Origin of the sequence: Pigmentiphaga sp. (assembly GCF_033795525.1) — a bacterium.
Classification (GTDB): domain Bacteria; phylum Pseudomonadota; class Gammaproteobacteria; order Burkholderiales; family Burkholderiaceae_B; genus Pigmentiphaga.
The window spans coordinates 363,973-388,957 of sequence record NZ_JARYGM010000001.1 but is presented as its reverse complement, the minus strand read 5'-3'; the positions used below and the strand labels follow the sequence as shown (position 1 = coordinate 388,957).

Annotated in this window: 26 protein-coding genes and 1 tRNA gene; 17 read left to right on the top strand and 10 right to left on the bottom strand. The window is 65.4% G+C overall.

Going from position 1 to position 24,985, the window contains the following annotated elements; all coding sequences use genetic code 11:
• The first annotated feature begins 34 nt into the window (after window positions 1–34).
• Window positions 35–113: transfer RNA gene (locus QHC78_RS01895), tRNA-Ile, on the top strand.
• Between the two features lie 100 nt (window positions 114–213).
• Here QHC78_RS01895 and QHC78_RS01890 read toward each other — a convergent pair.
• Together QHC78_RS01890 and QHC78_RS01885 are read right to left on the bottom strand one after the other, a co-directional pair.
• A complete protein-coding gene (locus QHC78_RS01890; protein ID WP_319742183.1) occupies window positions 214–513 on the bottom strand; it encodes a helix-turn-helix transcriptional regulator in 300 nt (99 codons plus the stop codon).
• 27 nt (window positions 514–540) lie between these two features.
• Window positions 541–984: a JAB domain-containing protein gene (locus QHC78_RS01885; protein ID WP_319742182.1), complete on the bottom strand. Its 444-nt coding sequence runs from the start codon at window positions 982–984 to the stop codon at window positions 541–543.
• A gap of 230 nt (window positions 985–1,214) precedes the next feature.
• Here QHC78_RS01885 and QHC78_RS01880 point away from each other — a divergent pair, with 230 nt between their 5' ends.
• Together QHC78_RS01880 and QHC78_RS01875 are read left to right on the top strand one after the other, a co-directional pair.
• Window positions 1,215–1,805: a chromate transporter gene (locus QHC78_RS01880; RefSeq protein WP_319742181.1), complete on the top strand. Its 591-nt coding sequence runs from the start codon at window positions 1,215–1,217 to the stop codon at window positions 1,803–1,805.
• Window positions 1,802–2,329, top strand: coding sequence for a chromate transporter (locus tag QHC78_RS01875; RefSeq protein ID WP_319742180.1), 528 nt, complete (start codon window positions 1,802–1,804; stop codon window positions 2,327–2,329). The genes QHC78_RS01880 and QHC78_RS01875 overlap by 4 nt, the downstream gene beginning before the upstream one ends.
• A gap of 19 nt (window positions 2,330–2,348) precedes the next feature.
• On the opposite strand, the gene QHC78_RS01870 is transcribed toward QHC78_RS01875, so the two are convergent.
• From QHC78_RS01870 to QHC78_RS01860, 3 genes are all read right to left on the bottom strand, one after another.
• Window positions 2,349–3,203 (bottom strand): alpha/beta hydrolase, encoded by an 855-nt coding sequence (locus tag QHC78_RS01870; RefSeq protein WP_319742179.1) that lies wholly within the window; start codon window positions 3,201–3,203, stop codon window positions 2,349–2,351.
• A 56-nt stretch (window positions 3,204–3,259) separates the two neighbouring features.
• The gene (locus QHC78_RS01865) at window positions 3,260–4,264 is read right to left on the bottom strand and encodes a Bug family tripartite tricarboxylate transporter substrate binding protein (protein WP_319742178.1); all 1,005 of its coding nucleotides are present in this window, start codon (window positions 4,262–4,264) and stop codon (window positions 3,260–3,262) included.
• A 233-nt stretch (window positions 4,265–4,497) separates the two neighbouring features.
• Window positions 4,498–5,148 carry an SRPBCC family protein gene (locus tag QHC78_RS01860; protein ID WP_413816394.1) on the bottom strand — a complete coding sequence of 217 codons (651 nt, stop codon included), beginning with the start codon at window positions 5,146–5,148 and terminating at the stop codon, window positions 4,498–4,500.
• A 344-nt stretch (window positions 5,149–5,492) separates the two neighbouring features.
• Between QHC78_RS01860 and QHC78_RS01855 the strand changes: the two genes are divergently transcribed.
• The 3 genes from QHC78_RS01855 (at window position 5,493) to QHC78_RS01845 (ending at window position 9,874) form a co-directional block, all read left to right on the top strand.
• On the top strand, window positions 5,493–6,278 hold the full coding sequence (locus tag QHC78_RS01855; RefSeq protein WP_319742176.1) for a DUF2238 domain-containing protein: 786 nt from the start codon (window positions 5,493–5,495) through the stop codon (window positions 6,276–6,278).
• Between the two features lie 226 nt (window positions 6,279–6,504).
• Window positions 6,505–8,616 (top strand): elongation factor G, encoded by a 2,112-nt coding sequence (gene fusA, locus QHC78_RS01850; protein ID WP_319742175.1) that lies wholly within the window; start codon window positions 6,505–6,507, stop codon window positions 8,614–8,616.
• Window positions 8,617–8,803: 187 nt separating this feature from the next.
• A complete protein-coding gene (locus QHC78_RS01845; protein WP_319742174.1) occupies window positions 8,804–9,874 on the top strand; it encodes an AI-2E family transporter in 1,071 nt (356 codons plus the stop codon).
• A 36-nt stretch (window positions 9,875–9,910) separates the two neighbouring features.
• On the opposite strand, the gene gdhA is transcribed toward QHC78_RS01845, so the two are convergent.
• The gene (gene gdhA, locus QHC78_RS01840; RefSeq protein WP_319742173.1) at window positions 9,911–11,254 is read right to left on the bottom strand and encodes an NADP-specific glutamate dehydrogenase; all 1,344 of its coding nucleotides are present in this window, start codon (window positions 11,252–11,254) and stop codon (window positions 9,911–9,913) included.
• Window positions 11,255–11,569: 315 nt separating this feature from the next.
• On the opposite strand from gdhA, the gene sugE reads away from it, so the two are divergent.
• The 10 genes from sugE (at window position 11,570) to QHC78_RS01790 (ending at window position 19,685) form a co-directional block, all read left to right on the top strand.
• Window positions 11,570–11,887, top strand: a complete 318-nt coding sequence (gene sugE / locus QHC78_RS01835; protein ID WP_319742172.1) for a quaternary ammonium compound efflux SMR transporter SugE — start codon at window positions 11,570–11,572, stop codon at window positions 11,885–11,887.
• Window positions 11,888–11,893: 6 nt separating this feature from the next.
• Window positions 11,894–12,709, top strand: a complete 816-nt coding sequence (murI, locus tag QHC78_RS01830; RefSeq protein ID WP_319742171.1) for a glutamate racemase — start codon at window positions 11,894–11,896, stop codon at window positions 12,707–12,709.
• A 136-nt stretch (window positions 12,710–12,845) separates the two neighbouring features.
• Window positions 12,846–13,391 carry a GTP cyclohydrolase I FolE gene (gene folE, locus QHC78_RS01825; protein WP_319742170.1) on the top strand — a complete coding sequence of 182 codons (546 nt, stop codon included), beginning with the start codon at window positions 12,846–12,848 and terminating at the stop codon, window positions 13,389–13,391.
• Window positions 13,392–13,735: 344 nt separating this feature from the next.
• A complete protein-coding gene (locus tag QHC78_RS01820; RefSeq protein WP_319742169.1) occupies window positions 13,736–14,521 on the top strand; it encodes an ABC transporter ATP-binding protein in 786 nt (261 codons plus the stop codon).
• Between the two features lie 61 nt (window positions 14,522–14,582).
• Window positions 14,583–15,578: an ABC transporter substrate-binding protein gene (locus tag QHC78_RS01815; protein ID WP_319742168.1), complete on the top strand. Its 996-nt coding sequence runs from the start codon at window positions 14,583–14,585 to the stop codon at window positions 15,576–15,578.
• Window positions 15,578–16,429, top strand: a complete 852-nt coding sequence (locus QHC78_RS01810) for an ABC transporter permease (protein WP_413816393.1) — start codon at window positions 15,578–15,580, stop codon at window positions 16,427–16,429. The genes QHC78_RS01815 and QHC78_RS01810 overlap by 1 nt, the downstream gene beginning before the upstream one ends.
• Window positions 16,430–16,447: 18 nt before the next feature.
• Window positions 16,448–17,221: an SDR family oxidoreductase gene (locus QHC78_RS01805; RefSeq protein WP_319742167.1), complete on the top strand. Its 774-nt coding sequence runs from the start codon at window positions 16,448–16,450 to the stop codon at window positions 17,219–17,221.
• An 84-nt stretch (window positions 17,222–17,305) separates the two neighbouring features.
• On the top strand, window positions 17,306–18,136 hold the full coding sequence (locus QHC78_RS01800; RefSeq protein WP_319742166.1) for an IclR family transcriptional regulator: 831 nt from the start codon (window positions 17,306–17,308) through the stop codon (window positions 18,134–18,136).
• Between the two features lie 33 nt (window positions 18,137–18,169).
• The gene (locus tag QHC78_RS01795; protein ID WP_319742165.1) at window positions 18,170–19,420 is read left to right on the top strand and encodes a TIGR03862 family flavoprotein; all 1,251 of its coding nucleotides are present in this window, start codon (window positions 18,170–18,172) and stop codon (window positions 19,418–19,420) included.
• A 55-nt stretch (window positions 19,421–19,475) separates the two neighbouring features.
• A complete protein-coding gene (locus tag QHC78_RS01790) occupies window positions 19,476–19,685 on the top strand; it encodes a heavy-metal-associated domain-containing protein (protein ID WP_319742164.1) in 210 nt (69 codons plus the stop codon).
• On the opposite strand, the gene dinB is transcribed toward QHC78_RS01790, so the two are convergent.
• Window positions 19,652–20,734, bottom strand: a complete 1,083-nt coding sequence (gene dinB, locus QHC78_RS01785) for a DNA polymerase IV (protein WP_495886033.1) — start codon at window positions 20,732–20,734, stop codon at window positions 19,652–19,654. The two genes, QHC78_RS01790 and dinB, sit on opposite strands and share 34 nt — an antisense overlap.
• Window positions 20,735–20,749: 15 nt before the next feature.
• A complete protein-coding gene (locus tag QHC78_RS01780; protein WP_319742163.1) occupies window positions 20,750–21,484 on the bottom strand; it encodes a glycosyltransferase family 2 protein in 735 nt (244 codons plus the stop codon).
• A gap of 188 nt (window positions 21,485–21,672) precedes the next feature.
• On the opposite strand from QHC78_RS01780, the gene QHC78_RS01775 reads away from it, so the two are divergent.
• Complete coding sequence (locus QHC78_RS01775; RefSeq protein ID WP_319742162.1) at window positions 21,673–23,082, top strand: DEAD/DEAH box helicase; 1,410 nt, start codon at window positions 21,673–21,675, stop codon at window positions 23,080–23,082.
• Here the strand turns inward: QHC78_RS01775 and gluQRS are convergent.
• Both gluQRS and QHC78_RS01765 read right to left on the bottom strand, forming a co-directional pair.
• The gene (gene gluQRS / locus QHC78_RS01770) at window positions 23,079–23,972 is read right to left on the bottom strand and encodes a tRNA glutamyl-Q(34) synthetase GluQRS (RefSeq protein WP_319742722.1); all 894 of its coding nucleotides are present in this window, start codon (window positions 23,970–23,972) and stop codon (window positions 23,079–23,081) included. The two genes, QHC78_RS01775 and gluQRS, sit on opposite strands and share 4 nt — an antisense overlap.
• Entirely contained in the window at window positions 23,972–24,916 is a 945-nt protein-coding gene (locus tag QHC78_RS01765) for a LysR family transcriptional regulator (RefSeq protein WP_319742161.1), read from the bottom strand. The genes gluQRS and QHC78_RS01765 overlap by 1 nt, the downstream gene beginning before the upstream one ends.
• Window positions 24,917–24,985: the final 69 nt, after the last annotated feature.

Here is a 24,985-nt window from a genome sequence, read left to right as displayed (position 1 = left end):
GCACACCCGCCAGACGGTGTAGAATTGCGCCCTCGGGCCTCTAGCTCATGCCTGGTTAGAGCAGCGGACTCATAATCCGTTGGTGCTGGGTTCGACTCCCAGGGGGCCCACCAAACAACGGCGCGGGTGTTCTGCCCGCGCCGCCTCCTCCAAGAATTCCGCAGTTTGTTGGTAGCGTCCTGCGCATCGGTTAGGGACCGCCCGCCGCACCGCTCACCCCGACGCCCCCCGCTCCTCGTAAACCACACGCCATATCGTCCCCAGGCCGGCCACCTCGCACAGGATGGCCCAGGCGGCGAACGGGACGGGCGCATCCCCTGTCGTCCACCTTTGCACCATCCCGCGGTCGGGCATGCCGACCAGCGCGGCAACTTCGCCCGCCGTCAGGCCGGCCAGGCGGATGACGGCGCGTATTTCGGCGGCGGTGGGCGGCTCCCATCCGGCTCCGAATTCGCGCAAGGTCTCCGGGCGGATGTCGAGAGGCGCGTCGCCATACTGGGCGGGAGCTTCCATGATGGCATTGAGTCTCGGCGTGCGGGGTTACAGCAGGCCGGCTTCGCTGAACGAGGTCATGTTGCCGGCGCCGACGACGAAGTGGTCGAGCAGGCGGATGCCGACCAGGTCCAGCGTGTTCTTGAGCTGGGTGGTCAGGCGCTTGTCCGCTTCGCTCGGGGTTCCATCCCCCGACAAGTGGTTGTGGGCGACGACGACGGCTGCGGCATTCAGCAGCAGTGCCTTGCGGGCGATTTCGCGACAGACAGGCGCCCGGCGCAGCGAGCCGTAGAACATGGGGTGCGCGGAAATCACGCCAAGTTGAGCGTTGAGGAACAAGGCGTAGAAGACCTCGCGGTCTTCCCGTTCGAGATTGAGTCGTAGGTACTGGCGCACCGCCTCGGGATTGCTCGTAATTGCGGGGGATTTTCGTAGATACTTGTTGAGGATGGCGATCGCCGCGTCTACCGTGTATTGCTCTTGTGCATGCATGGTCGGCTTCTGCGTGCTTTAGACCTAAAGTAGCGTAGCAATCCGCTGTGCGATTGACTGTGTCCTCCTATTGCAGTCCCCACGCGTACGGAGTTTGGCCGGCTATTTAAGCAGCAAGCGCTGACTAACCTCGTATGCCGCGGGCATGCGGTATCCCGGCCGTTAAGCTGGTCGACACCCAGAATCCGTAATATGGCGATTCCGCCTCCCGTAAGCGCCTCAGGAATCCGATGCTTTCTCCTTCCTCTTCCCCTGCGCCCGATGATGCCGCGCCATCCCCTTCGGCCTTCGAGATTTTTTCCGCTTTCACCAAGATCGGTCTGACGAGCTTCGGTGGAGGGTTGAGCGGCTGGATGATGCGAGAGTTCGTGCAGCGCCGGAATTGGCTGAGCGAGGCCGAGTTCTTGAGCGGGTTGGCGCTGGCGCAGGCGTTTCCGGGGGTCAATGTGATCAACCTTTCGATCTGGGTCGGATTCCGCCTGCGGGGCGGCCTGGGTGCCCTGGCCGGCGCCTTGGGCCTGGTGGTCCCGACGATGGTGCTGGCGCTGGGCGTGGTGGGCGTGTTTTCGGCGGTGGCCCGGTCCGACTCGGTGCACCTGGCCCTGGCCGGCGTGGCGGCCGCGGCAGTCGGCTTGTCCTTGCAGACGGGGTTGCGGGCCGCGCGCCGCGCGGCGCAAAACGCGCTCGGTGCGCTGATCATGCTTGCTACGTTCGGCGCCATTTTCTTCCTGCGACTGCCGCTGTTGTGGGTGGTCGCGACGATGGCGCCGCTCTCGGTCGGCCTTGCCTACCTGCGCTTGCGCGGCCGCGAGGCATCATGAGCCTGAAACAGTTGCTGGAGGTCGTACTGGTATTCGTGCCGCTGTCCTTTCTGACCGTGGGCGGCGGGCAGAGCATCGTGGCCGACATCCATCGCCAGTCGGTGGATGTATACGGTTGGATGACGAATGCGCAATTCCTCGATCTGTATGCGCTGTCGCGCATCATGCCTGGTCCCGGCGCCTTGCTGGTGACGCTGGTGGGATGGCAGGCCGCGGGACTGGCCGGCGCGCTGGTGGCGTCCGCGGCGATCTTTATTCCCAGTTCGCTGCTGGTGTACGGGCTGGCCCATCTATGGACCCGCTACAAGGGTACGCGCTGCATACGCGCAATCGAGTCGGGCCTGGTGCCGGTGGCGGCGGGTATGGTGCTGGCCGCTTCGTGTACGGTGCTGCGCGCGGCAGAAGGCGGGCCATGGGCCTGGGGGGTGGCAGCGGTGTCCACGCTAGCCCTGATGTTCACGCGGGCCAGTCCGTTCCTGATGCTGGGCTTGGGCGCCGCGGTTTTCCTGGTTGCGCTGGGGTGACCGCCTCGCGCTCGTGACGTCAGCCGCCGTAGGCCAGGCTCGCTGTGCGAATGAAATCCCGGACGGCGTCGTTGTAGGCAGGGCCGCTGCGGCTGGCCCCGGAATGCGAGGCGCCCTCCAGTTTGACCAGGCGCTTGACGGGTGCTTGCCGCGCGGCCGCCCACAATGTATCGCTCATGGTATGTGGAATGACCCGGTCGGCGGTGCCGTGCATCAGCAGCACCGGCAGACGCAGCGACCCGATGGCCGAGACGGAGTCGAACGGCTGGGTGACCAGCAGCCCCAGGCCGGGCAGGTGCCCCCAGCGCGTGGTGGTTGCCATGTCGCGTATGCTGGTGAAGGTCGATTCGGCGATCAGGCCGGCCACGTGCGGAGTTTCCGTCCGGGCCATGAGATCGATGGCAATGGCGCCGCCCAGGCTGTGGCCGTAGACGAAGCGTCGGGCCGGGTCGGGCTGCCGGCGGGCCAGTTCGCGCAGGGCAGCCGCTGCATCCTCGCGCACGCTGGCCTGCGAAGGCAAGCGGGGGGAGGAAGCGCCGAAGCCCCGGTAGTCGATGGCCAGCATGGAGTGGCCCAGGTCGGCCCAGCGTCCGAAACGCGAGGCGCTTCCATTGAGGTTCCAGCGCGAGCCATGCAGGTAGAGCACGGTGGGGGCGTCGGGGTCCGGATGCTGCCAGTACCAAGTGCGCAGCGTGTCGCCTCCTTGCAGAGGGAGGTCATAGATCTCGGTGCCCGCGGGCGGCTCACGCCACCAAGAGTGTTCGCCCAGTTCCACCGAGAAAATCATCTGCCGTTGCCAGCGGTCGAGCGCCAGGTAACCCGCGCAGGCGAGCGCGAGGACGCAGGCGAGGGCGGCAAGACGGCGAATCCACATGTTGATTCAGAGAGCCGCGGGGGCCGGAGGTTCCCTCCAGCCGCCGCGGCCTGGCGTCAGTCGGCCTGGATGCCGAATTCCTTGACGACTTTGCCGAAATATTCGTAGTCGCCTGCCGTCAGCTTGCCCAGCCCTTCGGGCGTGCTGGATTGGGCAAAAGAGCCGAATACCCGCATTTTTTCCACCACGTCCGGCATTTTCAGTACTTCGGCCATGTGGCTGTTGAGCGTGCGGATCACTTCTTCGGGCGTCCCCTTGGGAGCGTACAGGCCTTGCCAGGCCGCCATGTCGATGGTCTTGTACCCCAGTTCCGCCATCGAGGGCGCATCCGGTGCCAAGGGTGTCCGCTTGGCGGCGCCGTTGGCCAGGATGCGCACCTTGCCCGAGGCCAGATAGGGTTCTACCGGCCCATAGGTCATCCAGCTCAGGGCCACGTGCCCGCCGAGCAGGTCGTTGACCGCGGGGGCGACGCCTTTGTAGGGAATGTGGGCGATCTTGACGCCGGCAGCCTGGTTGAAGAGTTCGCCCAGGATGTGCATAGGCGAGCCCGAACCGGGGCTGGCGTAGGTGAGCGCCTTGCCGGCCTTGGCGTCTTTGACGACTTGCTCGGCCGAAGTGTAGCCCGAGGCCTGGCTGGCCACGAGGAGCAGCGGCTGGGATGCGGTCTGCGTGACGGGGGCGAAATCCCGTACCGGATGGTAGGTGCCGGCAGAGTTGGTCTTGACCACGTGTGTGGCCATCGCGAAAGTGCTGGGTGCCAGCAGCAGCGTATAGCCGTCGGGCTTGGCGCGCGCGGCGTAGTTGCTGCCGATGATGCCGCTGGCGCCCGCGCGGTTCTCGACGATGACGGGTTGGCCGAGGCGCTGGCTCAGTTTTTCGCCGAACAGCCGCGCCATTGCATCGGTATCGCCGCCCGCGCCGTAGGCAACGACGATGGTGATGGGCCGGGTGGGGTAGTTGGCCGCAAAGGCGGGAAAGGTAGCGGTGGCCGCACCGGCGGCGGTAGCGGCGGCGAGCGCGAGCAGGGCGCGCCGGCCAAGGCTGGAGTGTGAAGACATCATGGTAACCATCTATATGAAAGGAGTCCCGGACCCCGCGGGGCTTGTGGCCCGGCCGCGGAGGCCGGCGGGGGTGCCCGCCCGTGCGGGCGCCGAAGTGTTTATACCGCAGACCTGGAAAAAGAGCGCGGTCCGCGCCGCTCCTTGGGGCGGAGCGGACCGCTCAAAACTGCCGGAAGCCCGTCCTGGGGGAAGGCGGACTCGTCTTCGCCCGGCAGTGGCCGTAACCGGATGGCCTACGCGGACGCAGGCTGCGTGGGCGCCGGGGTGGTCGCGGCAGCGGCCGCGCCCGCTTCGAGGTAGCGCTTGAGCTCGCGCAGATCCTCGGCCATCTGGCGGGACGGGTTCTCGCGCGATAGCTTTGCCACCAGGCGTCCGGCCTGGCCCAGCGGAGGCTGGTAGGCGATCATGGCTCGCACCACCGTGCCCACTCCGTCCGGCGCGTCGCGGAATTCCACCCAGCCGTGGTTGGGAATATCGGCTGTCGCTTCGGCTTCCCAGGCGATGCGTTCATTAGGAACGTCTTCGACCACGTGGGCGATCCACTCCACCGTTTTGCCCAAGGGCGCCTTGACCGTCCAGCGCGACCGCCGGTCGTTGATGACCTCGATGCTCACGATGTGATGCATGAAGCGCGGGAGATTGGAGAAGTCGCGCCAGAACCGATAAATCTCCTCGCGGGGGCGTTCGATGGCGATGGCGTAGGTGGCGGCGGCGGCCGAGATCCAGCCTTGTTCCTGGGCGATGCGCCGCTCCAGCGGGGAGGCTGTGACGGCGCGCTTGACCGGGCAGTTGCCCGTGGCTGCGCGCCACAGGAGGCCGGCTGCCGCCGCCGCGGCCAGGTCGCCCAACAGGCCGCCGCGCCGCGCTCCCCAGAGCAGGAGCATCGCGCCTCCCGCTGCGGACCCCCATCTTTCCGCCGGCCCCACGTTGCATTCCGGCTCGGGATTCGTCCTTACGGCATACCGCCCGTTCGAACCCTCTTGTATCGCGCTCGTTGGGTCTTCCATGCGAAGGCTCCATTGCATCCTGCCGTTGGGGCGCAGGTGTAGCAAGGCGCGTGCCGCGAGCAGAGCGGCACCGCCTTGTGCGCTGCCGGTGTCGGGTGAGGGCGATGTAAAAGTTTCCGCGCGCCGGCTGTAAAAAGGGGGTCCGCGCAGGCCGGCCCGCACGTCTGGCCCGCATCCGGGTTGGCGTAGACTGGCGGCTTGGCATGGCCGACGGAGGCAGCATGGGGGCAAGCACGAGGACGATGGGGGCGGCATACCGACGGTATGTAACGGGGCTGGCCGCGGTATTCGTGGTGGTCTGGGCGGCCTTGGCGATTCATCCGCTCGATCGGTCGGCGTGGGTGCTGGAGAATGCCCTGGTCATCGGCTTCTTCGCCGGACTGGTGGTCAGCTGGCGATATTTCCGCTTCTCGCGCCTGTCCTATACCTTGATTTTCGTGTTCCTGTGCCTGCATGCGATCGGCGCCCACTATACCTACGCCAAAGTGCCGTATGACGCCTGGTGGCAGGCCCTGACCGGCCGCAGCTTCAACAGCCTGTGGGGCTGGGAGCGCAACAATTTCGACCGGATCGTGCATTTTTCGTATGGGCTGCTGCTTGCCTATCCGATCCGGGAAGTGTTCCTCCGCGTGGCGGACGCCAAGGGATTCTGGGGCTATTTCCTGCCTTTGGACTTCACGCTGTCGACCTCGGCCCTTTTCGAGCTGTTCGAATGGGCCGCCGCCGAGATCTTCGGCGGTGACCTGGGCGTGGCCTACCTGGGCACCCAGGGCGACATCTGGGACGCGCACAAGGACATGACGCTCGCGGCGTCAGGCGCCGTGCTGGCCATGCTGGCCACTGCCGCCGTGAACCGGTGGCTGCAGCGCGATTTTTCGCGCGAATGGGCCGAGAGCCTGCGAGTCAAGGACCCGCGGCCCTATGGAGAAGACGAAATCGCACGGATGCTCAGGAGCGTGCAGGTGCAGGCAGGCGCCGGGTTGCCGGGCCGGCACGATCCGCGGTAGCCCACCCCGGCGCCGGGCGGCGTCCGGCCTGCCGTCCTGGCACATTGTTTTCATGCAGGGCGCCCATATATCAAGGTACGACGAGGCGCGCCGTCATGCGCGGGGCCCGGCGTGGCGCACCGCCACTCCCGGGCCGGCCCGATTCGGTGCAAACTAGGTGACATGCCGGTTCGAAGCAGCCGGTGCGCTCGCGGTTCCGGTTCCCCAACCTTTCGACGAGACAGCCATGACCCGCAAGACCCCCATCGAGCGTTACAGGAACATCGGCATCAGCGCTCACATCGATGCCGGCAAGACCACCACGACCGAGCGCATCCTGTTCTACACCGGGGTCAACCACAAAATCGGCGAAGTCCACGACGGCAACGCCACCATGGACTGGATGGAACAGGAACAGGAACGCGGCATTACCATCACGTCCGCCGCCACGACCGCCTTCTGGAAAGGCATGGCCGGTAACTATCCCGAGCACCGCATCAACATCATCGATACGCCCGGGCACGTGGACTTCACCATCGAGGTCGAGCGCTCCATGCGGGTGCTCGACGGCGCCTGCATGGTCTATGACTCGGTGGGCGGCGTGCAGCCGCAATCCGAAACGGTCTGGCGCCAGGCCAACAAGTACCACGTGCCGCGGATTGCGTTCGTCAACAAAATGGACCGCGTCGGCGCGGATTTTTTCCGGGTACAGCGGCAAATCGTCGAGCGCCTGAAAGGCCGGGCCGTCCCCATCCAGGTCCCGGTCGGCGCCGAGGACCATTTCGAAGGCGTGGTGGACCTGGTCAAGATGAAAGCCATCATCTGGGACGAGGCGACGCAGGGAGTGCGCTTCGAGTACCGCGACATTCCGGCCGACCTGCTGGCGACTGCCGAGGAGTGGCGCGACAAGATGGTGGCCGAGGCGGCGGAGGCCGATGACGAACTGATGGACAAGTATTTGAACGGTGTCGCCCTCACCGAGGATGAGATCAAGCGCGGCTTGCGCAAGCGCACCGTCGCCGGCGAGATCGTCCCCATGCTGTGCGGCAGCGCGTTCAAGAACAAGGGCGTGCAAGCGATGCTCGACGCCGTCATCGACTACCTGCCATCCCCGGCGGACGTGCCGGCGATCAAGGGGGTGGACCAGCACGAGCACGAGATCGAGCGCCATCCCGCGGACGGCGAGCCGTTCTCGGCGCTGGCCTTCAAGATCATGACCGACCCGTTCGTGGGGCAGCTGATCTTCTTTCGGGTGTATTCGGGCATGGTGCAATCGGGCGATACGGTCTTCAATCCTCTGAAGGGCAAGCGCGAGCGGCTGGGCCGCATCGTGCAGATGCACGCGAACGAGCGCCGCGAGATCAAGGAAGTCTATGCCGGCGACATTGCCGCGGCCGTGGGCCTGAAGGAAGCAACTACCGGTGATACGCTGTGCGACCCGGACCATCCGATCATCCTGGAGCGCATGGTGTTTCCGGAGCCCGTCATTTCCCAGGCGGTCGAGCCCAAGACCCAGGTGGACCAGGAGAAGATGGGCATGGCGCTGAACCGGCTGGCGCAAGAGGATCCGTCGTTTCGCGTGCATACCGACGAGGAGTCCGGCCAGACCATTATTTCCGGCATGGGCGAACTGCATCTTGAAATCCTGGTCGACCGCATGAAGCGCGAATTCGGCGTCGAAGCCACGGTCGGCAAGCCGCAGGTGGCCTACCGCGAAACCGTGCGGTCCATGGTGCGCGACGTCGAAGGCAAGTTCATCAAGCAGTCGGGCGGCCGCGGCCAGTACGGCCACGTAGTGATCACGTTGGAGGCGCAGCCTCCAGGAACCGGTTATGAGTTCGTCGACGCCATCAAGGGCGGCGTCGTGCCGCGCGAATTCATTCCCGCGGTGGACAAGGGCATCCAGGATACCCTGACGTCAGGCGTGTTGGCCGGTTATCCCGTGGTGGACGTGAAAGTGACGCTGACCTTCGGTTCCTATCACGATGTCGATTCCAGCGAGAACGCGTTCCGCATGGCCGGCTCGATGGCGTTCAAGGAGGCCATGCGGCGCGCCAACCCGGTCTTGCTGGAGCCCATGATGAGCGTCGAAGTGGAAACGCCGGAGGACTTCATGGGCAATGTGATGGGCGATCTTTCCTCCCGGCGGGGCATGGTGCAGGGCATGGAAGATATCGCCGGAGGCGGCGGCAAGCTGGTGCGTGCAGAAGTGCCGCTGGCGGAGATGTTCGGCTACTCGACCACCTTGCGCTCGTTGACCCAAGGACGCGCGACCTACACCATGGAGTTCAAGCACTATGCCGAGGTACCGCGCCAGGTAGCCGAGGCAGTGATCGGCCAGCGCCGGCAGGGCGGCTAACGGCAGCGGGGCGGCCGCTCAGCGCAATAGCGACGGCTCGCCCCGGGCCAGGTGGACTTCGATAAAGCGCGTCTCCTGCCGCCCTGGGAAAAAGGAGGTCGTTGACGGCCGCCGTTCCCCGCAGTGGCCAGGGTAGCTGGTACAGTTGTCGGCGGCGATTTCCGTCCTTCCGTTCACAGCTGATCTCATGACGCCTCCTGTCTTCTCCGCACGCCTGGTTGCTCGTTGGTTGTTGATCCTGATGTTGGTGGCCGGGGCTTATTTTTTCAGCGGGTTTCTCGTCCCCGGCCTCGCGGCATTGATCATCGGCCTTGCGAGCTGGCCTTTGTACCGGCGATGGGTCCGCGTCTGCGGCGGCCGTACGGTGCTCGCGGCCAGCGGCGCGTTGCTGGTCATCGTGGTGGGCCTGATCGTGCCTTTCGCCTTTGCCTTGTCCTACGCCATCGAGGAGGCGAGCAATCTGATCCGCTGGCTGCTGGAAGCCAACCGGGACGGCCTGCCGGTCCCGCAGTGGGTAAGCGGGTTGCCGCTGGTCGGCGAGCGGCTCGCGGGATATTGGGCCGAGCATCTGTCGGAGCCGCATGCGCTCGGTTCATGGGTACAGCTCGTCAGCGGCGAGCACCTGGGCAATATCTACCGCATCGTGTTGTCGACGACCGGCAATGTGTTCCATATTGCCCTGACCGTCCTGTTCATGCTGATCATCCTGTTCTTTGTCTACAAGGACGGGCATAGGATGGTCGCGCAGCTGGACACGGTCGGCGAACGCGTACTGCCCATGCGCTGGACCCGTCTCTCGCGCGTGGTGCCGGCCACCATCAGCGCCACGGTAACAGGCATGGGGCTGATTGCCATCGGCGAGGCGGTCGTGCTGGGCACGGCCTACTGGATCGCGGGTGTGCCGTCGCCGGCGCTGCTCGGCCTGATCACGGGGTTCATGGCCTTGGTGCCGGGCGGCGCGCCGCTGGCGTTCACCATGGTGTCGCTGTACTTGATCGGTTCCGGCAAGCTGGTGGCCGGCATCGGACTCTTCGCCTGGGGCACGGTGGAGCTTTTCATCGTGGACAAGACGTTGCGCCCGAGGCTGGTAGGCGGGCCGGTCAAGCTGCCCTTCCTGCCTACTTTCGTGGGGCTGGTCGGCGGCGTGCAGACCATGGGCCTGGTCGGCCTGTTCGTCGGGCCCGTATTGATGGCGCTGTTGGTGGCGATCTGGCGCGAGTGGCTGAGGGAAGAGGCGCCGCCCAAAGCGGTGGCGTAGAGGGGCGCCTGCGCCGTAGCGCAGGCGAGGGGAGTCCTAATAGACGCCTTGTGCGAGCATGGCGTCGGCCACCTTGACGAAGCCGGCGATGTTGGCGCCGTCTACATAGTTGACCGTCCCGTCGGGACGGCTGCCGTGGCGCACGCAGTTCTCGTGTATGTCTTTCATGATGGCGCGCAGCTTTTCGTCCACTTCGGCGTGGTGCCAGGACAGCCGCTGCGAATTCTGCGCCATTTCCAGGCCGGACACGGCCACGCCGCCCGCATTGCTGGCCTTGCCGGGCGCATAGAGCGTTCCGGCCCGCGTAAAGACTTCGACGGCTTCGAGGGTGGCGGGCATGTTCGCGCCTTCGGCTACGCACTGTACGCCGTTGCGGACCAGGGTCTCGGCATCCTTTTCGTCGAGTTCATTCTGGGTGGCGCAGGGCAGGGCAATATCGACAGGGATGTGCCAGGGCCGCTTGCCGGCCTCGAACGCCAGCTTGCGGCGGGCTGCGAAGTCGGATAGCCGTCCGCGCTGCACATTCTTGAGATCCATGATTTCCTTGAGCATTTCAGCGCCGATGCCTTCGGGCACGTAGAGCGTACCGTCCGAATCGGACAGGCTGACGACCCGGGCGCCGAGGTCGAGCGCCTTCTCCGCTGCGTATTGCGCGACATTGCCCGAGCCGGAAATCGACACGGTCTTGCCGTCGAAGCTCTCGGCCCGGCGATGCAGCATCTGTTCCGCGAAGTAAATGGTGCCGTAGCCGGTCGCCTCCGGCCGCATCAGGCTGCCGCCGAAGGCCAGTCCCTTGCCTGTGAAGACCGCCGCCGCGCTGTTGGACAGCTTTTTCATCATTCCCGCCATGAAACCGACTTCGCGCGCGCCTACCCCGATGTCGCCGGCCGGCACGTCGGTATCGGGACCGAGGTGGCGATAAAGCTCCAGCATCAGCGCCTGGCAAAAGCGCATCACTTCTCCATCGCTCTTGCCCTTGGGGTCGAAGTCGGCACCGCCTTTGCCGCCGCCCATGGGGAGCGTGGTGAGCGAATTCTTGAAGGTCTGCTCGAACGCGAGAAAGCGCAGGATGGAGAGGTTCACCGACGGGTGCAGGCGCATGCCACCTTTGTAGGGCCCGATGGCGGAGTTGTGTTGGACGCGGAAGCCCCGGTTGACCCGGGTCCGGCCCTGGTCGTCCACCCAGCACACCCGGAACTGGATGACGCGCTCGGACTCCACCAGCCGCTCGAGCAGACCGTGTTCGGCGTAGCGGGGATGCTTTTGCAGGAAGGGCCAGAGGCTGGTCATGACTTCCCGCACTGCCTGCAGAAACTCGGGCTGGTGCGGATCGCGGGCGGTTACGTATGAAAGAAAGCTGTCTAGGCTGGCGTGCTTCAATGTCGGCTCCGGTAAATGCCAGGGATATCGGTCCTGCCTGTCGCGCCCAACGGTTGGTGTTGCACCTAATGTGTGCAATAAATTGCGTTTTTGGTGCGTTTCGTCGGGGAAACGGGCGATTGTAAACGTGTTTTTGCACTTTTATGGGGAGGATTGCCCGGCTGGATTGCCCTTGCTTGGTGCGTCGGTGCGGCGCTTGCCTGCTCGCCCCGAGGCTTGCGCGCTTGCTAAACTAGCGCCCGTAGAACGATGCGAGGACGGCCTCGCCGCTCGATGACGAATGGGGACGGCCCCACGCGCAAGGAATAGAAAAACATGGCCTGGGTTCTCTTGGTCATCGCGGGCATGCTGGAAATCGGCTGGGCCATCGGCCTGAAATACACGGAAGGGTTCTCACGGTTGTGGCCGTCGGTCTGGACGGTTGCGGCGATGGTCGCCAGCGTCGTGCTGCTAGGCGTGGCGATGAAGTCCTTGCCGGTCGGCACGGCGTACGCGGTGTGGGTAGGCGTCGGGGCGGTCGGCACGGCGTTGCTCGGCATCGTGCTGTTCGGCGAGGCCGCCAACGCCGGACGCCTGGTCAGCCTAGGCCTGATCGTCGCCGGCATCGTCGGCCTGAAACTCGCCTCCTCCTGAGCCGGCATGGCTGCGTCCCGTCTTGCCGCCGGGGGACCGGTAGGCGTCTTCGACTCCGGGATCGGGGGCGTCAGCACCCTGGCTGCGATCCGTGGCCAGTTGCCGCGCGAACACCTGTTGTACGTTGCCGATACCGGGCATCTGCCCTATGGTGAAAGACCGCAGGCTTATATCGTCGAACGCGCGCTGCGCATCACCGAGTATTTCCTGTCCTGTGGCGCCAAGGCGGTCGCGATCCCCTGCAATACCGCCACGGCTGCGGCCATCGAGGCCTTGCGTGCGCGCCACCCCGGGCTGCCCATCGTGGGCATCGAACCGGCGGTCAAGCCGGCTGCCCGGTTGACGCGTTCCGGCATCATCGGGGTGCTGGCCACCTCCGGTACGCTGCTCAGCGACCGCTTCCACGCACTGGTCCGGCGCCAGGCCGCCGACGTGCAGGTACTGCTCAAACCCTGCCCAGGCTGGGTCACTCTGGTGGAGGAGGGCGGCTGGCCGGCGCACGCCGATCGGCTGGTGGCTGAGCCGCTCGAGGATTTGCACAGGCGCGGTGCCGACGTGCTGGTCCTGGGATGCACGCATTTCCCTTTTCTTATCGAGGCGATCCGGCGGCACATCGGACCCGACGTCCCGGTGCTCGAGACCGGGCTGCCCTTTGCGCGGCAGTTACAGCGATTGCTGCTGACCCTGGGACTGGCTCGCGTTGCAGGCGAAGGCGGCGTAAGCTTTTTCACCAGCGGCGATCCAGCGGCGGTGGCGCGCCGGCTGGAGCGGCTGACCGGCCGGCGCGCCACCGTCGAGCGATTGCCCGAACCTTATTGTTGAGCCCCGCAGCCTTCGCCGGCGGGGCGTTTTGACCGGGACAGCATGGGCGATGGGGTATCCTCACGCCTTTCATGCCGGCGTTCCGCCGCCCGGCCGGCTTGCGCCGCCGTTTCCCGGACACGCACCAGGAGCCTTCATGTCGCTCGAACAACATTACGCATCCATACTAGAAAAGCTCGGCGAAGATCCGAATCGCGAGGGCTTGCGCGATACCCCCAAGCGGGTCGCCAAGGCCATGAAGTACCTTTGCCAGGGCTATTCGCAGAAGCTCGAGGAAATCGTCAACGGCGCCTTGTTCTCCTCGGACACCAACGAAATGGTGCTGGTGAAGAACATCGAGTTGTATTCGCTTTGCGAGCACCACATGCTGCCTTTCATCGGCAAGGCGCACGTTGCTTACCTGCCGAACGGCAAGGTGCTGGGCCTGTCGAAGGTGGCGCGCATCGTCGATATGTACGCGCGCCGGCTGCAGATCCAGGAGAACCTGTGCCTGCAGATTGCCGAGGCCGTGCAGGAGGTCACCGATGCGCTGGGCGTTGCCGTGGTCATCGAGGCCCAGCACATGTGCATGATGATGCGCGGGGTGGAAAAGCAGAACTCGTCCATGGTCAGTTCGGTCATGCTCGGGGCCTTCCGGGAGAATCCCTCCACCCGGGCAGAATTCCTGGAACTGGTCCGGTAGCCGACGCAAGACGTCGTCCTGTTTTTCGCACCGTTATGGTGCAAAAAAATGGCAGGAAACGGGTCCGCCCTGGTTGGATACGGGGCGTTCTTCTACTTCTGTTCCCTGCGGGGCTCGTGCTGGCCCGCTGCTTGCTTGGTTCTTCTAGTGGTTAACCCCAGTCGCGTCTCCTAAACCGAGGCGCTATATTTTTCGCATTGTTCCGTATATGAGATGAGGTTTCGTATTTAAGACGGCAACTGTAGAGCAGGCAGCGATCGACCCACGCTATCGTATCGCCGGCCAGCAGTCACGCCTGCGTGCCCGTCATTGAATAAAACCTCGGTTTTTACAGGCTCCGCAAGATGAATGAAATCGAGTTCCGCAAGGTCGGCAAGCGCTTCCTGGACCGCCAGACGGGCGAGCCCCTGGCGGCGGTGTCCGATGTCAACCTGACCATCCGCAGCGGCGAGGTGGTTTCCATCATCGGGCCGTCCGGTTGTGGCAAAAGCACCTTGTTGAACATGGGGGCGGGCCTGTACCTGCCCAGCGAGGGCGAAGTCTACGTGGGTGGCGAGCGGGTGACCAAGCCCGTACGCAAAGTCGCCTTCATGCTGCAGAAGGACCTGCTCATGCCCTGGCGCACCATCCGCGCCAATGTGGAGCTGGGCCTGGAAATCGAGGGCAAGCCGGCGCGCGAGCGCAAGGCGGTGGCCGACGAGCTGCTGGCCAAGTGCCACCTCAAGGGATTCGAGGAACACTACCCCTACCAGTTGTCGGGCGGTATGCGTCAACGGGCCGCACTGGCGCGGACGCTGGCCGTCGACCCCCAGGTGCTGCTGCTGGACGAGCCTTTCTCGGCGCTGGACGCGCAGACCAAGATGGTCCTGCAGCAGGACCTCGCCAAGATGCTGTACGAAAAGCGCAAGACGGCGCTCTTCATTACTCACGATCTGGTCGAGGCCATTGCGCTGTCCGACCGGCTGCTGGTCATGAGCGAGCGCCCCGGAACGATCATCGAGGAAATCATCGTCGACCTGCCCTTGCGCGAAAACCCGCTGGAACGACGCAAGTTGCCCGAACTCGGCCCGCTGCAGGGCCGTTTGATGGAGTTGCTGAAAGTCGGCAAGGAAACTGCCGAGTTGCATTGAGTCGTTCCCTTACCCCCTCACGCACGTTGCGCCCATGGGCGCCATACTCACAGGAAGCCCTATGAAACAAGCTCTGGTCTCCTTCAGCTTCAAGTTGGCCGCCGTTGCCGTAGCCGTGGCGTCGCCGCTGGCAGCCCACGCTGCTCCCGAAGAAGTGAACTACCTGCTGCCCGCGCCTCCCACGCTGCCGGCCTTCGCCCCGTGGATGATCGCGCAGCAGAAGGGCTACTACGCCGACGAGAACATCAAGGTCAATTTCGTGCTCGGCAAGGGCGGGGTCGACGTCGCCAAGCAGATCGGCGCGGGCAACGCGGTGATCGGCGGTGCCATCGGCGATACGCCCATCATCGTCCGGGCCAACGGGGTGCCGGTGAAGGCGGTCGCGGTGCTGGGTGCCGGGTCGCTGTCGGCGCTGGCGGTCAAGAAGGACGGGCCGATCAAGTCGGTATCCGACCTCAAGGGCAAGACCGTCACGGTGATTTCCTACAGCGATACGACCTACTATGCGCTGCTGGGCACGCTCAAGAAATACAACCTCGGCAAGAGCGATCTCTCCATCCAGGCTGCCGGACCGGCCGGCGTATGGCAGTTGTTCGCCGCCGGCAAGTCCGACGGCATGGCCGCCACGCCGGACTGGCTGGTGGATGCCGACGAAGCGACCAACGGCAATGTCCATTACCTGAACGTGCCCAACGGCTTTAAGAGCATGGCCCAGGCCATCCTGGCGTCCGACGAGACGATCAAGAAGAATCCGGATCTGGTCAAGCGCCTGGTGCGCGCCACCCTGCGCGGCCTGCAGGACGTCATGAAAGATCCGAAGGAGGCCGCTGCCGTCTATGCGCAGGCCGTGCCGGCGTTCAAGGGCAAGGAAGAGCGCCTCGAGCGCATCCTGCGGCTCTACAACAAGTACGTCTACGCGGACCAGAAAGTGCTGGGCCAGATGGATGCCGACCGGCTGGCCGAGGTGCAGAAGTTCTACGTTTCGGAAGGCATCGTTTCCAAGGCTTCGCCCTTGAACGACCTCTATACCAACCAGTTCATCGGGGTTGATAGGTAATGGCTGTATCTGTTTCCAACGAAGCGGCGCCCGTGGCAACGGCGGGGGGCGCCAAGGCCGCCCGCCGGCCGTTCTTCTCCGGCCGCGCCGGCACTGTCTTCGGCAGCGTCATGGTGCTGGTGGTGTTCCTGGCCGCCTGGGAATGGGGGCCGGGATTGCTCAATATGCCCGAGTTCATCCTGCCCAAGTTCAGCCGTGTGGCGGAAGAGGCGGTGCGCATGTGGCAGAACAGCGATCTGCTCATGCATAGCGGCATCACGGCGTTCGAGGTGATCGTCGGCTTCATCCTGGGTGCGCTGCTCGGGCTCATGGTCGGCGTCGTGCTGGGCCTGTCGCCCACCACCGAGTCCATCCTGTCGCCGTACATCCTCGCGCTGCAGATCGCGCCCAAGGTGGCGTTCGCGCCGCTGTTCGTGATGTGGCTGGGCTATACGATCTATCCCAAGATCCTGGTGGCCATCCTGATCGTGTTCTTCCCGGTCATGATCAACGTGCTGTCGGCCGTCCGGACCGTGGACCCCGACATGGTCAACCTGGTTCGCACTCTCAATGCCAGCCGCTGGCAGATCTTCCGCCTGGTGGAGTTTCCGTCCGCGCTGCCCGCGTTGTTTTCTGGCCTGCGCATCGCCTCGACCCTCGCGGTCATCGGCGTGACCGTGGGCGAACTCGTCGGCGGCAACCTCGGCCTGGGCTTCCTGCTGGTCGACGGCGAGGGCCAAGGCAACACATCGGCTGTATTCGTCACTATCGCCGTGCTGACCCTGATCGGGATCGTCGCCTATGCAGGCGTCGTCTGGGCAGAAAAGCGCGTACTTCACTATCTGCCTCGCGCGGCCACCACTACGGTTTAAGCGCAGGGCAACGGAGCTATGTTGGATTCAAGCATTATCGGCAATCTTCTGAAGGGCCGCCGTATCCTGGTCACGGGCGCGGCGCGCGGGCTGGGTTATGAGTTCGCGGTGGCGTTGAGCCAGGCCGGCGCCAAGGTCGCCATGGCCGACATCCTGGCCGACACGCTGCGCCAGTCTGTCGAGTCGCTGCAGGCGCGCGGCTTTCCCGTTACCGGCATCGAAGCGGACTTGGCCGACCCGGCTTCCGTCCAGCGCTGTGCCGAGCAGGCCGTGCAGGCGCTGGGCGGGCTCGATGGCCTGGTGAACAACGCCGCGATTACCAATTCGGGCGGCCGCACTGCGGAGCAGCTCGAAGTGGAGGTGTGGGACCGCGTCATGCAGGTGAACGTGCGCGGCACCTGGCTCATGTCGGTGGCATGCCGCGCCGCGCTCAAGGAGTCGGGGCGGGGGGCGATCGTCAACCTCGCTTCCGATACCGCGCTGTGGGGCGCGCCGAACCTGCTGGCCTACGTGGCGAGCAAGGGCGCCGTGGTGGCAATGACCCGGTCCCTCGCACGCGAGTTCGGCACCGACGGCATCACCGTCAATGCCATCGCACCGGGACTGACGCTGGTCGAGGCGACGGAGTACGTGCCCGAGGCCAGGCATCGCCTGTATCACGACCAGCGGGCCATCAGCCGCGAGCAGGTGCCCGAGGATGTGAGCGGATCGGTGTTGTTCGCGTTGTCGGACCTGGCCAGGTTCGTCACTGGCCAGCTGCTCCCGGTCAACGGCGGATTCGTGATGAATTGAAAAAAGGCCGCGGTGTGACCGGCACCGCCAGCTACGGGCCGGTATCATTCCGTCCGCGAGCTACGAGTAGATAGTCGGTCACACATGAGCAAAGCGAACATTACGGAAGCCACCCAGGATAAATACCTGGTGCCGGCCTTGGAACGCGGTCTGCTGCTGCTTGGGCAGTTCAATCATCATGATCGAAAGCTGTCGGCGCCCGAACTGGCGCGTCGGCTGAATTTGCCGCGCTCGACCGTATTCCGATTGCTGATGACGCTCGAATCCATGGGCTTCGTGCAGCGTGCGGAAGGCGGGCACGATTACCGCCTCGGCCTGGCGGTGTTGCGGCTGGGTTTCGAGTACCTGGCGTCCCTGGAGCTTACCGAGCTGGGCGCGCCGCTGCTGGAGCGGCTCAGGGGGGACATCGGCTTCTCTTGCAACCTGGTGGTGCGGGACGGCCGCTCCATCGTCTATGTCGCCAAATCGTCGGCGCCCACGCCTTTCACCAGTTCGGTCCATGTCGGTACCCGCTTGCCGGCGCACGCGACGGTCCTGGGACGCGTGCTTCTCGAAGACCTGAGCCTGGATGCGTTGCGCGAACTCTTCCCCGAGGACCAACTGGAAAGCTATTCGTCCAGCACTCCCACGACCGTGCAGGAGCTGTACGAGATGGTCCAGAAAGATCGGCAGCGCGGCTATGTGCTGCAGGAAGCCTTCTTCGAGGCGCGCGTATCGACTATTGCCGCGCCGGTGCGCGACGGGACCGGACGTATCGTGGCCGCGCTCGGCGCCACGATTCCCTCTTCGCGTTTCGAACCAGATCGTATCGACGAGCTGGTGGCCAAGGTGCGCAGTACGGCCATGGAGTTGTCCAGGCTGCTGAATTATTCGCCCGAGAAAATGCAGGCCATGGGCAAGGTCGTCAATCTGTGACGCTGGACCGGTCAACCATGCTGGCGCATCTCGATGGCAGCTAGGCCGGCGGTAGCGGTCGTCGGGGCCGGACCGGCGGGCCTGATGGCGGCCGAAGTCCTTGCCCAGGCCGGCATCGCGGTGGACGTCTACGACGCCATGCCATCGGCAGGCCGCAAATTCCTGCTCGCCGGCATCGGCGGCTTGAACATCACCCACTCCGAACCTCCCGAGCGCTTCCTGGCGCGCTACGGCAACCGGGCTACCGAACTTGCTCCCGTGCTGGCAGCTTTCGGTTCGCGTGACGTGCGCCTTTGGGCCGAAGCGCTCGGCATCGAAACCTTCGTCGGCTCGTCCGGCCGCGTGTTCCCCCAGGAAATGAAAGCCGCGCCGCTGTTGCGCGCGTGGCTTCACCGCTTGCGGACGCAGGGAGTGCGTCTGCATATGCGCCATCGCTGGCTGGGCTGGGACGAGAACGGCGCCTTGCCGTTCGAGACGCCGGCTGGCCGCGTCGTCAACCGGCCCGACGCCGTGGTGCTGGCCTTGGGCGGCGCGAGCTGGCCGCGGCTGGGATCGGATGGACGCTGGGCGGCGTGGCTAGAGGCGCGGGGGGTGAAGGTGGCGCCGCTGTTGCCGGCCAATTGCGGTTTCGAAGTCGACTGGAGCGCGCATTTCAAGAGCCGGTTCGCCGGCCATCCCGTGCGTGCCGTGACGCTCGACATCGCCGATGGTCTAGGGGCCTGGCGCCGCAATGGCGAATTCGTGGTCTCGGATTATGGGCTCGAAGGCAGCTTGATCTATGCGGCGTCGGCGCGACTGCGGGATGCCATTGCGCGCGATGGCCAAGCCGTCATCCATCTCGATCTTGTCCCGGGTTTGTCCCTGGACCGCGTCCTCACCGAGCTGGCGCGCCCCCGTGGTACCAAGTCGATGGCCAACCACTTGCGGGCGCGGGTACGGGTCGACGGCGTGAAGGCAGGGTTGCTGCGCGAAGTCGTGCCGGCTGCCGATTTCCACGATCCCATCCGGCTGGCCAGCCGGATCAAGTCGCTGCCGATCACGCTGCGGGCCCCGCGGCCCATCGAAGAAGCGATCAGCAGCGCCGGCGGCGTGTCGTTTGCCGAACTCGACGACGGCGGCATGCTGGTACGGTTGCCGGGTGTTTTCTGCGCGGGCGAGATGCTCGACTGGGAAGCGCCGACGGGCGGCTATCTGCTGACCGCATGCCTGGCCAGTGGCCGTTGGGCTGGACATGGCGTGGCCCGCTGGCTGGCGGGCGAAGCCCGGCGAACGGCAGGGGCTTGACCCTCCTATTGTGGCAAGGATCATACTGGGTGCCTCACCACAAAGGAGTCCCGCCATGTTGCAATTCCAGGTAGAAGGCATGAGTTGCGCCCATTGCGTCAAGGCTGTCACGCAGGCCGTCCAGTCAGCCTATCCGCAGGCGAGCGTCGATATCAATCTGGATACCGGCGTCGTGCGGGTCGAGCATGCCGATGATGCTGCGCGCGTGGCGCAATTGATCGAGGATGCCGGCTATACCGTTTCTCGCACCGGTGCATCGGGCTGACCGCCGAACAGCGCAAGCTGTCCGGCCACGGATCCCAGCCTCGTGCCCAGCCCCATCAGGCGAACCGGCCGTGGGTTGCGGCGAAAGGCGGTCGCCAGCAGGAGCCGGAATTGCTCTTCGTCCAGCGCCGTGCCGGGGCCTTCCGCGGTCGTGCGGCTGAAGTCGGAAAAGCGCAGCTTCACGAACAGCTTCTGGATCTGGTTCTGCGCATCGGCCCGGCGCACGCGTGTGTCGAGCTGGTCGAGCATCCCGGCAAGCAACTGCTGGCAGGCGTCCAAGGTAGGCAGGTCGGCGGCAAAGGTCTGTTCGACGCTGATTGATTTGCGCTCGCGCGAGGGCGACACCTCGCGGTGGTCGATGCCTCGGCACAAGTCGTAGAGGCGTTCGCCGAATACCCCGAAATGATCGCGCAGCTGGTCCAGCTCCCATGTCCGCAGGTCGGCGCAGGTCTCCACCCCCAGGGTCTTCAGGCGTGCGCCGGTCACCTTGCCCACCCCGTGCAGCTTGGAGACGGGAAGGGCTGCCACGAACGCATCGACATCTTCGGGACGCACGACGAACAAGCCATCCGGCTTGTTCCAGTCGCTGGCGATCTTGGCCACGAATTTGCTGGGCGCCACGCCGGCCGACACCGTAATGCCCACGGCTTGCGCCACGCGCTGGCGTATTTCGCGGGCGATGAGGGTCGCGCTGCCATGCAGGCGATCGGTGCCGCTGACGTCGAGGTAGGCTTCATCCAGCGACAGCGGTTCGACCAGGTCGGTGTAGTCGCGATAGATGGCCATGATCTGGGCCGACGCGATGCGGTATTTCTCCATGGCCGGCGGAATGATGAGCAGGTCCGGGCAAAGCCGCAGCGCGCGTGCCGACGACATGGCTGAATGAATGCCGTACTTGCGTGCCTCGTAATTGCAGGTGGCCACCACGCCGCGGGTTTCCGGCCGCCCGCCTACTGCAAGCGGGCGCCCGCGCAGGCTCGGATCGTCGCGCATTTCGATCGAGGCGTAGAAGCAGTCGCAATCGCAATGGATGATCTTGCGCATGGTCATGCAGGCGCGCGGCCGCTATTCCAGGCTGAGTTTCGCGTAGCGGTAGAAGCTGCCGGCAGCAGCGGTTACCGCCAGCACGAATCCATGGCGCCCGTCCAGGAAGCCGCGCTTGAACAAGTACAGCCGCACGAAGGTCCACGCGCCGTGGCCTATCGCCGTGCCGATGGTGGCGTGCCGGCCCCGCGCCCGCAGCGCCCGGGCACTGTCGCTGGAGTAGCGGTTCATCTTGGCGATGGCGCTGTCCAGGTCCGGATACGTGTAGTGCAACAGGTGGGGCGTGAGGTGCCCGACGCTTCCCCCCGCAACGACTTTCTCGTGCACGAGATCGTCGGTGAATCGTGCCGTGCCGCGCCGGAACAACCGCAAGACGCGGTCTGGCCACCAGCCGCTGTGCCGGATGAAACGGCCACAGAAACTGGACAATCGGGGCATGTCGTAGGCATCGTGCGCCGGGGACCGCAGGGCCTGTCCGATGGCCGCCGCCAGTTCGGGTGTCACCCGTTCGTCGGCATCCAGCGACAGGACCCAGTCGCCGGTTGCCAGATCCAGGGCGCGGTTTTTTTGCGGCCCGAACCCGGGCCAGTCCGTGGTGATCTCTACGCGGGCACCGTGGCGGCGCGCGATATCAACCGTGTCGTCGGTGCTTCCCGAGTCGACGACCACGATTTCGTCGGCAAAACGGACCGACTCCAGGCACTCGGCCAGGTTGCGGGCTTCATTGCGCGTAATGATGATGACGGATAGGCGCATGGCGCGGCGGAGCAGGCATGGGATAAGGCGAGAGCGTCATTACATCATGGCTGGGCGGCGGCCCGCCCAGCAGCGGCGCGGATTTTTGCCTGGTAGCGGGATGGACTTTTGGGGTAAAATCTAAGTCTTTGATTTTTCTGGACTATTGATTCGCATCATTGTGTTGCGGGATTGGTGGTCCGCCCACCATGACAGATACAGCGGCAACAGGGCCCAGTTCTTTTGCCGATTTCGGCCTGCACCCGGACCTCCTGAAGGCGGTCACCGCGACCGGCTACACGACGCCGACGCCTATCCAGGCACAAGCGATTCCGGTCGTGATAAGCGGCCGCGACGTAATGGGTGCTGCGCAAACCGGAACCGGAAAGACCGCGGCCTTCACTCTACCCATACTCCATCGGCTCATGCCGTTGGCCAACCAGAGCGCGTCTCCTGCGCGGCATCCGGTGCGTGCGCTGATCCTGACGCCCACGCGCGAGCTGGCCGACCAGGTGGCCGACAACGTCAAGCGCTATAGCCAGTTCACCCCCCTGCGCGCGGCCGTCGTGTTCGGCGGCGTCGACATCGGCCCGCAGAAGCAGGAAGTGCGGCGCGGCTGCGAAGTGCTCATTGCGACCCCAGGCCGGCTGCTCGACCACGTCGAACAGAAGACCATCAACCTCAGCCAGGTGGGCATGCTGGTGCTGGACGAGGCCGACCGGATGCTCGACATGGGCTTCCTGCCGGATCTCGAGCGCATCATCCGCCTGCTGCCGCAGCAGCGCCAGACGCTGCTGTTCTCGGCCACCTTCAGCAACGAGATCCGCAAGCTCGGGCGCTCGTATCTGAACCAGCCGGTCGAGATCGAAGTGGCAGCGCGCAATGCCACGGCCGACACCGTCACCCAGATCGCGTACAAGCTCAGCAGCGACGCCAAGCGCGCCGCCGTCGTGCACCTGGTCAAATCACGAGGCCTGAAGCAGGTCATCGTGTTTTCGAACACCAAGATCGGAACGGCCCGGCTCGCCCGCCAATTGGAGCGCGACGGCGTGCGGGCCGAGTCCATTCACGGCGACAAGACGCAGGGCGACCGGATGAAGGCCCTCGAGGCCTTCAAGGCCGGCGAACTGGAAGTGCTGGTGGCGACCGACGTTGCCGCGCGTGGCCTGGACGTGGCCGGCGTGCCATGTGTCATCAACTATGACCTGCCCTACAACGCCGAGGACTACGTGCACCGGATCGGACGCACGGGGCGCGCCGGGGCGAGCGGCGAAGCCATCGCGCTGTTCACCCCCGACGAAGAGAAGTTTCTGCTGGATGTCGAGAAACTGATCAAGCGCGAGATTCCCCGGGGGACGCTGGATTTGCCGGCCTCGCTGCTGACATCGTCGTCGTCCCGCAGCGAGCGTCCTGCACGCGCGCAGGGTGGCCGCGGCGAGCGCCGCCGCTATGAACCGCCGGCCGCACCGGTCGATGATTTCTTTTATCGGCCGTACGTACCGTCCGACGACACCGACGGGTCCCGGCGCGACAGCTCGCCTGCCGCGCAGCGTACGGCGCCCAAGCGGCCCCTGGCGGTCCTGCTGGGCGGCGGCAAGAAGAACGGCACCACCTCCTAAGCCTTCCGGCTTCCGGCCCGGCCGATGGCCCATCGACGGGCCCAGCGGCCGGTTGCTTCGGCCAGGAACGCCGGTACGTCCTCCACCCGCAGCGGTTCGAATTCCAGGTGGCGCCATGCCGCCTGCAAGGCGTCCAGCGGCTGCGCCGTGTCGATGGCGGCGGCGCCCGTCTGCTTCGATAGTTTCTGGCCTTCGGCATTGACCACTACCGGCACGTGCATCCAGCGCGGCGAGGGCAGGCCCAGCAGTTCTTGCAGGACTTTTTGCCGCGCGGTGGAACCCGCCAGGTCGGCGCCCCGGACCACATCGGTGACGCCCTGGGCCGCATCGTCAACCACCACCGCCAATTGGTAGGCCCACATTCCGTCGGCACGAAACAACACGAAGTCGCCGACTTGCGTGGCTACGTCCTGCTCGATTTCCCCCATCCAGCGATCGGCGACGCGCACCGTGCCGGGTGGCACGCGCAGGCGCCACGCGCGGGCAGGCCGCCCATGCAGTCCCTGGCGGCAGGTGCCCGGATAGGGCAGTTCACCGGCCGGCAGGTAGCCGCGGATAGTCAGGATGGAGTCGGCGATCTCCTTGCGGGTGCAGCCGCAGGCATAGACGGCGCCGTCCCGGCGCAGCCGGTCGAAGGCCGACCGGTAGGCATGGTGGCGCGACGATTGGTAGAGCACGTCGCCATCCCAATGCAGCCCCAGCGCCCGCAACTGGCCCAGGATGATGCGGTCCGCTCCCTCCACCACGCGTGGCGCGTCGAGGTCCTCGATGCGGACCAGCCAGCGGCCGCCATGAGCGCGTGCATCCAGATAGCTGGCCAGCGCGGCCACTAGCGACCCGTGGTGCAGCGGCCCGGTGGGGCTGGGAGCGAAACGGCCGGCGTAGGGCATCATGACGCCCCCGTAAGACCAGGGGTGAGCGGGTGTGCATGCGATAGCAGCGCCGCTTGCAGCCGTGACGATTGCAGCCGCTTGAGCAGCCATTGCAGCGCCAGGCCTTCTGCGGGCGCCCGCCAGGCATAGACCAGGCGCTCGTTCAGGTCTATGCCGTCGACCTTGCGCGCGACCAGCAATCCTTGCGACAGATAAGGGGCCGCCATGGACCGGGGCAAGTAGCCGCAGCCCAGGCCGCGGACCTGGGCACGGGCCTTGAGCTCCATGGTGGGCAATGTGATGGTGTGCTGCGTAGACAGCAGCCCCTTGGTTCCCGCCGGGATGCGGCGCGCCGTGTCGGCCACGACGACGGCCGTATGGCGGTCGATCTCGGCAGCGCTGAGCGGTTCCTCGGCGCGTGCCAGCGGGTGATGCGGCGCGACGCAAAAGACGAATGGCAGGTTGCCCAAGGCCCGCGACTGGAAGCCCTCGGCCGGGGCGCCGTCGGCGTCGGCGCCGATGACGATGTCGGCCCGACCCGACAGCAATGCGTCCCAATTGCCCTGGAGGACCTCGTAGCTGAAACGCAGCCGGGTGCCGGTGCCCAAGGCTTCGAAATCCTCCACCAGATCGAACAGGGCCGTGCAATTGAGCACGCCGTTGACCGCAATGCAAAGTTCGGTTTCCCAGCCGGTGGCGATGCGATGGACGCGCTGGGCGAGGGCCTCGAACGCTTCCAGCAGCGGGCGCCCTTCGCGGAGCAGCTCTTCGCCTGCCGGCGTCAGGCGGGCGCGATGGCCGCTGCGGTCGAACAGCAGGGCGTCCAGGTCATCCTCGATCTTGCGTACCGAGTAGGTCAGGGCCGATGGCACCTTGCCCAGTTCGCGCGCCGCCCGCGCAAAACTCCCATGCCGGGCGATGGCGTCGATCATCTGGAGCGATTCCGGCGAAAGCGCTTGCATGGAGCAAAAGTCGTTCAATGAATTTGAATGGTTTCCTCAAAGGATACGACACAAATATGCCGCCGGGTA

Excerpts from the sequence above, each read along its gene's own strand:
- QHC78_RS01890 (WP_319742183.1), bottom strand. The coding sequence starts at position 513 with ATGGAAGCTCCCGCCCAGTATGGCGACGCGCCTCTCGACATCCGCCCG.
- QHC78_RS01885 (WP_319742182.1), bottom strand. The coding sequence starts at position 984 with ATGCATGCACAAGAGCAATACACGGTAGACGCGGCGATCGCCATCCTC.
- QHC78_RS01880 (WP_319742181.1), top strand. The coding sequence starts at position 1,215 with ATGCTTTCTCCTTCCTCTTCCCCTGCGCCCGATGATGCCGCGCCATCC.
- QHC78_RS01875 (WP_319742180.1), top strand. The coding sequence starts at position 1,802 with ATGAGCCTGAAACAGTTGCTGGAGGTCGTACTGGTATTCGTGCCGCTG.
- QHC78_RS01870 (WP_319742179.1), bottom strand. The coding sequence starts at position 3,203 with ATGTGGATTCGCCGTCTTGCCGCCCTCGCCTGCGTCCTCGCGCTCGCC.
- QHC78_RS01865 (WP_319742178.1), bottom strand. The coding sequence starts at position 4,264 with ATGATGTCTTCACACTCCAGCCTTGGCCGGCGCGCCCTGCTCGCGCTC.
- QHC78_RS01860 (WP_413816394.1), bottom strand. The coding sequence starts at position 5,148 with ATGCTCCTGCTCTGGGGAGCGCGGCGCGGCGGCCTGTTGGGCGACCTG.
- QHC78_RS01855 (WP_319742176.1), top strand. The coding sequence starts at position 5,493 with ATGGGGGCAAGCACGAGGACGATGGGGGCGGCATACCGACGGTATGTA.
- fusA (WP_319742175.1), top strand. The coding sequence starts at position 6,505 with ATGACCCGCAAGACCCCCATCGAGCGTTACAGGAACATCGGCATCAGC.
- QHC78_RS01845 (WP_319742174.1), top strand. The coding sequence starts at position 8,804 with ATGACGCCTCCTGTCTTCTCCGCACGCCTGGTTGCTCGTTGGTTGTTG.
- sugE (WP_319742172.1), top strand. The coding sequence starts at position 11,570 with ATGGCCTGGGTTCTCTTGGTCATCGCGGGCATGCTGGAAATCGGCTGG.
- murI (WP_319742171.1), top strand. The coding sequence starts at position 11,894 with ATGGCTGCGTCCCGTCTTGCCGCCGGGGGACCGGTAGGCGTCTTCGAC.
- folE (WP_319742170.1), top strand. The coding sequence starts at position 12,846 with ATGTCGCTCGAACAACATTACGCATCCATACTAGAAAAGCTCGGCGAA.
- QHC78_RS01820 (WP_319742169.1), top strand. The coding sequence starts at position 13,736 with ATGAATGAAATCGAGTTCCGCAAGGTCGGCAAGCGCTTCCTGGACCGC.
- QHC78_RS01815 (WP_319742168.1), top strand. The coding sequence starts at position 14,583 with ATGAAACAAGCTCTGGTCTCCTTCAGCTTCAAGTTGGCCGCCGTTGCC.
- QHC78_RS01810 (WP_413816393.1), top strand. The coding sequence starts at position 15,578 with ATGGCTGTATCTGTTTCCAACGAAGCGGCGCCCGTGGCAACGGCGGGG.
- QHC78_RS01805 (WP_319742167.1), top strand. The coding sequence starts at position 16,448 with ATGTTGGATTCAAGCATTATCGGCAATCTTCTGAAGGGCCGCCGTATC.
- QHC78_RS01800 (WP_319742166.1), top strand. The coding sequence starts at position 17,306 with ATGAGCAAAGCGAACATTACGGAAGCCACCCAGGATAAATACCTGGTG.
- QHC78_RS01795 (WP_319742165.1), top strand. The coding sequence starts at position 18,170 with ATGGCAGCTAGGCCGGCGGTAGCGGTCGTCGGGGCCGGACCGGCGGGC.
- QHC78_RS01790 (WP_319742164.1), top strand. The coding sequence starts at position 19,476 with ATGTTGCAATTCCAGGTAGAAGGCATGAGTTGCGCCCATTGCGTCAAG.
- dinB (WP_495886033.1), bottom strand. The coding sequence starts at position 20,734 with ATGACCATGCGCAAGATCATCCATTGCGATTGCGACTGCTTCTACGCC.
- QHC78_RS01780 (WP_319742163.1), bottom strand. The coding sequence starts at position 21,484 with ATGCGCCTATCCGTCATCATCATTACGCGCAATGAAGCCCGCAACCTG.
- QHC78_RS01775 (WP_319742162.1), top strand. The coding sequence starts at position 21,673 with ATGACAGATACAGCGGCAACAGGGCCCAGTTCTTTTGCCGATTTCGGC.
- gluQRS (WP_319742722.1), bottom strand. The coding sequence starts at position 23,972 with ATGCCCTACGCCGGCCGTTTCGCTCCCAGCCCCACCGGGCCGCTGCAC.
- QHC78_RS01765 (WP_319742161.1), bottom strand. The coding sequence starts at position 24,916 with ATGCAAGCGCTTTCGCCGGAATCGCTCCAGATGATCGACGCCATCGCC.